This window comes from Campylobacter sp. TTU-622, from assembly GCF_016598965.1.
Taxonomy (GTDB): domain Bacteria; phylum Campylobacterota; class Campylobacteria; order Campylobacterales; family Campylobacteraceae; genus Campylobacter_D.
In genome coordinates this window covers 1-7442 of sequence record NZ_JAENKR010000061.1, presented here as the reverse complement: position 1 = coordinate 7442, position 7442 = coordinate 1, and the positions used below count along the sequence as shown (strand labels likewise).

Sequence of the window (7442 nt, the reverse complement as noted above, 5' to 3'; positions counted from 1 at the left end):
AGCATTAGTTGCGTTACTATCATTATTTATATTTTCATTAATTTCACTTGTTGTAACTGTATTGTTTGTATCGTTGTTTAAATTTTGATTTTCATTTAATGAGGTGGTTTCTTGTTTTTTTATGATGTTATTGTCGATATTGGTATTATGTGTTGAATAATCTTTATTTGTAGATGAATAAGAATTATTATAGTTGTTGGTATATGATTTTTGTTCAGAGTAAGAATTATTATTTAAATTATAATTTTTTGGTTTTGAGTATTCAAAAAGATAATAATAAGTTCCGCCAAGTATTGCAATAATAGCTATTAGTATACTAGCAATAATAGAAAAAATTTTAAAATTCATTTGTTATTCCTTAAATAGAATGTTAAATAGTTGGTATTGTACTATAATCTAATATAAAGTAATTTTAAATTTTTATATTTTTAAGTAATTTTTTTTTATAATTTTAACTTTTACAAGGAAAATAATGCCGCTTTCGAAGTTAAATAACGAACAATATCTTGCTGCTACTACTAATTTTGGACATAATCTTATCATAGCAAGCGCAGGGACAGGAAAAACTTCAACTATTGTTGCAAGAATAGCTTATCTTTTAAAACAAGGTATTGAACCTGAAAAAATTATGCTTTTAACTTTTACCAATAAAGCAAGTAAAGAAATGCTTACAAGATTATCAAAATTTTTCAATAAAGATATCACAAAGAAAATTTTAGCAGGAACATTTCATAGTGTAGCGTATTCTTTGCTTAAGCAAGAGAATAAAAATATACTTTTAAAACAAAGTTCAGAATTAAAAGTTTTACTTAAAAGTATATATGAAAAGCGAACTTTTTCTCATTTAAGCGATATTAAACCTTATCAATCAAGTTATCTTTATGATGTTTATTCTTTATTTCAAAATAAAGCTTTTATGCAAGAATTTTATTATTGGTTTTGTCAAAATTATGAAGAACAAAGTATTTATGCTGAAATTTATGAAGATATTCTTAAGGAATACGAAGAAGAAAAAAAGCGTTTTAATTATGTTGATTTTAATGATTTATTGATATATCTTAAGGAGCTTATTAAAAATAAAAAATTTGAATTTGATGAAATTTTGGTAGATGAATATCAAGATACTAATGCTTTACAGAGTTCTTTAATTGAAACTTTTTGTTCAAAAAGTTTATTTTGTGTTGGAGATTATGATCAAAGTATTTATGCTTTTAATGGAGCTGATATTAATATTATAGGTGGTTTTAAGGAGCGTTTTAAAGATGCAAAAATTTTTTCTTTAAATAAAAATTATAGATCATCTAGAAGTATTTTGGCTTTAGCTAATAAAGTTATTTTAAACAATGAAAGACTTTATCCTAAGGAGTTAATTGTAACTAGAAATGATGAATTTAAAGCTCCAACCTTATTAAAATTTGAAGATTTAATAGAACAATATCAAAATATTGCAAAGATGATTTTAACCAGCGGTATTTCTTTAGAAGAAATTGCTGTTATTTTCCGCAATAATTCTAGTGCAGATGGTATAGAAATAGCTTTAAAGGAACAAGGAATTGCTTGTGTTAGAAAAGGAAGTGCAAGTTTTTTTGAAAGTTTAGAGGTAAAAGCTTTTTGTTCTTTTCTTTCTTTAATTGTAAATCCTAAAGATATTATGGCTTTTATCCATCTTATAGGTTATTCTAAAGGAGTAGGTGGAGTTTTAGCAAAGGAGATTTTTGATTCTTTATTAAAACTTGGACACGGAAATTTGATTAAGGGTTTTTTAAAACCTGATAAAAATATAGATTTAACTACTTTTACAAAAAAAAATTATGAACTAGGTCTTTTTTCAGATTTAAATGAGCTTGCTAATGAAAAACGCTTTAATCTAGAAAGTGAATTTAATTCTCATCCTGTATTAAAACTATCTAAAATCACAAAAGAATGTGCTTTAAATTTGGAAAAAATTTATCTTTTTTTAAAAAATGCACAAGAGCAAAGACATTCTATAGAAATAATTCATTCAATTTGTAAAAATTCTTTTTTTCTTGAAATTTGTGAAAAACTTGCAAATAAAAGAGCAACTAATAAAGCAGGGCAAGTTGATCTTTTAAGAAAAAAAGAAATTTTAGAAAAAATTGATACAAAGATTTTTATTTTAAAAGATTTAGCAAAAAAATATTCAGATATTTATAAATATTATAATTTTTTGGCCTTGGGCTCTAATGAAATGAATAATGGTAAAGGAGTAAATTTATTAAGCATACACGCAAGTAAAGGGCTTGAGTTTGATTTAGTTTTTGTAATAGATTTAGCGCAAGGACGCTTTCCTAATCAAAAACTTATTTCAATGGGTGGAAGCTTAGAAGAAGAAAGAAGATTATTTTATGTTGCTGTTACTAGGGCTAAAAATATACTTTATTTAAGTTATGCAAAATATGATAAAAATAAAAAAAGCTCTTTTGAACCTTCTTGTTTTTTGTTTGAAGCTGGACTTTGCAAGAATTAATTAATTATTACTCGTTAAAATCTTTTGTTTTAAAAATATTAACGAAAGGTTTAAATGAAAAAAATAATTATTTCAAGTTTGATAGTAGCAAGTTTTTTAAATGCTGAGATTTTAGTTTATGGTCCAGGTGGTCCGGCTCCTGTTATAAAAGAACTTGCAAAAAAATTTGAAGAAAAAACAAAAGAAAAAGTTACTATAGTAGCTGGTCCTACTTCATCTTGGATTGACAAGGCAAAAGAAGATGCTGATTTAATTTATTCTGGTAATACTTCTATGATGGATGACTTTATTAAAAAAATTCCAAATTTAAGTTTGGAAAATTTAAGTGTTTTAAATGTGCGTCCTTCTGGAATTATAGTGCGTCCAAATAATCCAAAAAATATTAAAAATTTTGAAGATATTTTAAAAAATGATGTTAATATAATGGTTATAGATGGAGCAGGTCAAGTAGGGCTTTATGAGGATATGGCTTTAAAAAGTGGCAAAAGAGAAAATCTTGTAAAATTACGTAAAAATATTAAGGTTTATGCTAAAAATTCAAAAGCTGCAATAGATGAATGGAACAATAATCAAAATATAGATGTTTTAATCATTTGGTCTCATTGGGCTAAAGCTTTGGGTGAAAAAGCTTTATTTATAAAAGATAATAAAGCTGTAATTTATCGTGCAGCTGAAATAATTCCAACTCAAAAAGGACTTCAAAATAAACAAGCTTTAGAATTTGTTAATTTTATACAAAGCAAAGAAGCACAAAAAGTATGGAAAGAATATACATGGAAAGCTATAAAAAAATAATTTTAATTCAAATATTAAAAATAATTAAATTTATTTAAGATATAATTACTCTTAAAAACATTAAATTGATATGTTTTATTTTATAAAAAAGGATAAATAATGAATTCAGTAAATTTCAAAGGTAGTTTAGTAAAACTAAAAGGCAATTCTTTAGAAGTAGGTGCATTGGCACCAAAAGCAAAACTAAAAGCAAAAGATTTAAGCGATGTTAATATAGCAGAAGAAGGAAAAACTCAAATTATTTTGAGCCTTCCAAGTCTTGATACTCCAGTTTGCGCTACAGAAGCAAGAGAATTTAATCAAAAAATAGCTTCTTATAAAAATGCACAAGTTATAGTTGTAAGCATGGATCTACCTTTTGCAATGGGAAGATTTTGCTCTACAGAAGGGATTGATAATATTATAGTAGCAAGTGATTTTGTTGCAAAAGAATTTGGGGAAAAATATGGTGTTTTAATTGCAGATGGCGCTTTAGAGGGTTTATTAGCGCGAGCTGTATTTGTAATCAAGGAAGGTAAGATTGTTTATAAAGAATTAGTAAATGAAATCACAGAAATGCCAAATATTAAAGAATTAGATGCTTTTTTCCAAAATAATTAAATAATGATTTGGTTTCAATAAATGTTTTATTAATATTATATTAATAAAACATTTTTAAGTTATTTTAGATAGAATTACCCCTTTAAATTCTTTAAATAAATGATTGTGATATGTATTCTATTTACAAAAAGATTTTTTGGCTCAATTTTTTTATAGTTATTACCATAGCCTTTAATTTAAGAGTTCCTATAACATCCATAGGTCCTGTTATTGATACAATCAAAGAGTATTATTTGCTTAATTCCACTTTAGCAGGTATGCTTACTACTTTGCCTTTAATTTCTTTTGGAGTTATTTCCTTTTTTGTGGGTTATTTTTCACCTTTAAAGACTATGGTAATAGGGATAGTTCTCATTTTTATTGGAGAATTTTTAAGATCCTATGCTGGATATTGGGGATTATTTTTAGGTATGTTATTCTTAGGTTGTGGTATCGCAATTGCAAATGTATTACTACCAAGTTTTATAAAAGAAAAATTCCCTAATAAAATTTCTTCTATGATGGGTGTTTATAGCTTAATGCTTAGTATTTCTTCTATAGCTGGTATTTTTCTAGCTATTCCTTTGCTTAATTTTTTAGGTATAAAAGGTTCAATGGCATTTTGGATGATTTTTGCTTTATTGGCTTTAATTATTTATTATCCTCAAGCAAAAAATGGACGTTTTTTAAGAACTAAAAAGAAAATTAAAAAAAATATTAATCTTTTTAAAAATTCTACAGCTTGGAAAGTTACGCTTTTTATGGGTTTGCAAAGTTTTTTAGCGTATAGTATTTTTTCTTGGTATATTCAATTTATTATCGAAAAAGGATATTCTAAAGAATTTGCTACACATATGATTTTGTTTGCACAAATTGTTGCTGTGCCTGTGTCTTTATTTGGCCCCTTACTTCTAGGAAAAATTAAACATTCTTTTCATAGTATTTATATAGCTACTTTGTGTAGTTTATACGTTATATCTTTTGCTTTATTGTTCTTTTTTGATAGTAAGGAAATGATTATTTTATGCTCCTTTTTTATAGGTTTTCCTTGGGGTGGAGTTTTTGGGATAGCTTTGCTTTTTATTGCGCAAAAAAGTTCTAATGCTCAAATTGCAACAAAACTTTCTTCTTTTGCTCAAGGTTTTGGATATCTTATAGCAGCACAAGCTCCTTGGCTTATAGGTTTTATGCATGATAAATTTGAAAATTTTCAAAGCTCTATTTTAATGCTTTTGTTTGCAAGCATATTGGTTAATATTTTTGGTTATTTAAGCTTAAAAAGCTCTAAAATTTAAATAGGAGCTGTTTTTTTCTTTAGCCATTTAAGTTCTTTTGTTTGAAGTTTTTTATGAAGTTTTTTATAAACTTCTTTGTGATAGTTGTTTAACCATTTTTTTTCTTTAGAATTTAATAATTTTATATCGATACATTTTCTTTCAAAAGGACAAAGGGTTAAAGTTTCAAAATATAAATAATTTCCAAATTCTTGTTCTTTAGCTTTTTCAATATCTAAAATAATAGCTAAATTCTCAAGCCTTATTCCCCATTTATCTTTTCTATAAATACCAGGTTCTAATGAACTTATCATACCTTTTTTGGTTTGATTTTTTAAAGAAGGCATAGTTGTATATGAAAGATTTTGCGGACCTTCGTGAACACTTAAAAAATATCCAACCCCGTGACCACTTCCGTGGTTGTAGTTTATTTGATGTTCCCATAAAGGTTTTCTAGTGATACTATCGAGTAAAGGCATAGAAATATTTTTTGGAAAAATGGTGGTAGAAATTGAAATTAATGCTTTTAAAACTAAAGTATAATCTTTTTTTTGTTTAGCACTAATTTTTCCAATAGGAAAAACACGTGTGATATCTGTTGTTCCATTTAAATATTGACCTCCAGAGTCAATTAATAATAAACCATTTCCTTTGATTACAGATGAGTTTTTTTCATCTGCTTTATAATGAATTATTGCTCCATTGGCATTAAAACCTACAATATTGGCAAAACTATCGCTAATATAATAAGGACTCATGGAGCGTAATTTGCTTAATTTTTCTCCAATTTCAAATTCATTAAAACCTAAATGAATATTTTCTTCAAGCCAAGAATAAAAACGACAAAGTGCCACACCATCTTCTATCATAGCTTTTTTAATACAAGAGATTTCTTTTTTATCTTTGCAAGATTTTAAATATGTGCTTGGATTTAAATCTTGTATTATTGTAATGTTTTTTAATCCTTGAATAAAAAAAGATGTTGTTTTGCTAGGATCTATTAAAAGTGTTGTATTATTTAGTTTTTTAAGCTCTTCGTGTATGTTTTCATAATTTTTTAAAATAATACCTTCATTTTGTAATTTATTTTTCAAAGAATGATTAAGTTTTTTTGGATTGATAAAAAATAAAATCTGATTTTCCATAATAAGTAAAAAGCTAAAAAAAAGTGGATTAAACTCTATATCTTTTCCTCTTAAATTTAAAATCCAAGCTATATCATCAAGGCTAGAAATAAAATGCGCATTAGCATTTAATCGTTTCATTTCTTTGTGTACTAAGGCAATCTTATCTATTCTAGATAAAGAATAAAATTTTTTAGAATGTTCATAAATGTTATATGTTGGAAGTTCTGGTCGATTAATCCAAATTTTAGAAATTAAATCATAATGTTTTAAATTGCAATATTTTTTTAAATCTTTTTCAAGTGTTAAGGGAAGAGTTTTAAAATCAATTCCTATAGTTGTTTTAGAATTACAATATTCTTTTATCCAGTCTTTAAAAGTATGATTTATATCTTGTTTTTTTAAGATAACTCCACTTTCTTTAAGCTCTTTTTGTGCTTGAAGCCAATATCTTCCATCTGTCCATAAAAATGCATTATTATGCGTAAAAACAAGTACTCCATAAGAACCTTTAAAGCCACTCATAAAAGATATACATTGATGATGTTGTACTAAATATTCTGATAAATGTGGATCAGAATTTAAAACTATATAAATATCAATTTTATTTTTTAGCATATTTTTTTGCAATAAAGATATTTTTTGTTTATATGTCATTGTTATCCTTTATTTTAAACTTGCAAAATCAAGCATTAATTTAAGTTCTAAATTAATGCTTTTTAGATTTTCTATATTGATATTTTTTATATTAAAATAAAATTTTGAATTTTCTAAGGCTAGGAGAAATTCTAATAAATTTTTAAAATCTCCTCTTGCTATTAAAAAAACATTATATTTTTGTATATAGTTAAATTCTGTGCGTGAATTTTGGATATCTTCAAAAATAATATTATATTTTTTTGCTAAAATTTCTATTTCTTTAATGTATTCTTCATAGTTGTATTTAAATTTATTGATTTGTTTATTATAGGAATTGATTGTTTGTGTTTGTTTTAATAGAGTGTCTTGTAATTCTTTTTGTTTTGCTTTTAGATTAGAAAGTTCTATTTTTTGATTATATATATTTTGTTCATCAATATTTAGTTCATTTGCAACAAAATCAAAGAGAAATTCATAACTTTTAAAAGCTAAAAAAAATGCAAATACAGCTAAAAAAATAAAAATAAGAATTTTTTCTCTTAA

General features: G+C 25.2%; 6 protein-coding genes and 1 pseudogene. 4 read left to right on the top strand and 3 right to left on the bottom strand.

Annotated features, from left to right (window positions below):
• Positions 1 to 348 (bottom strand): annotated as a pseudogene (locus tag JG677_RS06065) (hypothetical protein); the annotation flags it as partial.
• 124 nt (positions 349 to 472) lie between these two features.
• On the opposite strand from JG677_RS06065, the gene JG677_RS06060 reads away from it, so the two are divergent.
• From JG677_RS06060 to JG677_RS06045, 4 genes are all read left to right on the top strand, one after another.
• Entirely contained in the window at positions 473 to 2488 is a 2016-nt protein-coding gene (locus tag JG677_RS06060) for an ATP-dependent helicase (RefSeq protein WP_200285707.1), read from the top strand.
• Positions 2489 to 2542: 54 nt separating this feature from the next.
• Positions 2543 to 3283 carry an extracellular solute-binding protein gene (locus JG677_RS06055; RefSeq protein WP_200285705.1) on the top strand — a complete coding sequence of 247 codons (741 nt, stop codon included), beginning with the start codon at positions 2543 to 2545 and terminating at the stop codon, positions 3281 to 3283.
• Positions 3284 to 3382: 99 nt separating this feature from the next.
• The gene (gene tpx / locus JG677_RS06050; protein ID WP_200285703.1) at positions 3383 to 3883 is read left to right on the top strand and encodes a thiol peroxidase; all 501 of its coding nucleotides are present in this window, start codon (positions 3383 to 3385) and stop codon (positions 3881 to 3883) included.
• Positions 3884 to 3993: 110 nt separating this feature from the next.
• Positions 3994 to 5157 carry an MFS transporter gene (locus JG677_RS06045; protein ID WP_200285701.1) on the top strand — a complete coding sequence of 388 codons (1164 nt, stop codon included), beginning with the start codon at positions 3994 to 3996 and terminating at the stop codon, positions 5155 to 5157.
• Here JG677_RS06045 and JG677_RS06040 read toward each other — a convergent pair.
• Both JG677_RS06040 and JG677_RS06035 read right to left on the bottom strand, forming a co-directional pair.
• Positions 5154 to 6917, bottom strand: a complete 1764-nt coding sequence (locus JG677_RS06040; RefSeq protein WP_200285699.1) for an aminopeptidase P family protein — start codon at positions 6915 to 6917, stop codon at positions 5154 to 5156. The two genes, JG677_RS06045 and JG677_RS06040, sit on opposite strands and share 4 nt — an antisense overlap.
• A gap of 9 nt (positions 6918 to 6926) precedes the next feature.
• The coding region (locus JG677_RS06035; RefSeq protein WP_200285696.1) for a hypothetical protein at positions 6927 to 7442 on the bottom strand (516 nt) is incomplete at its 5' end.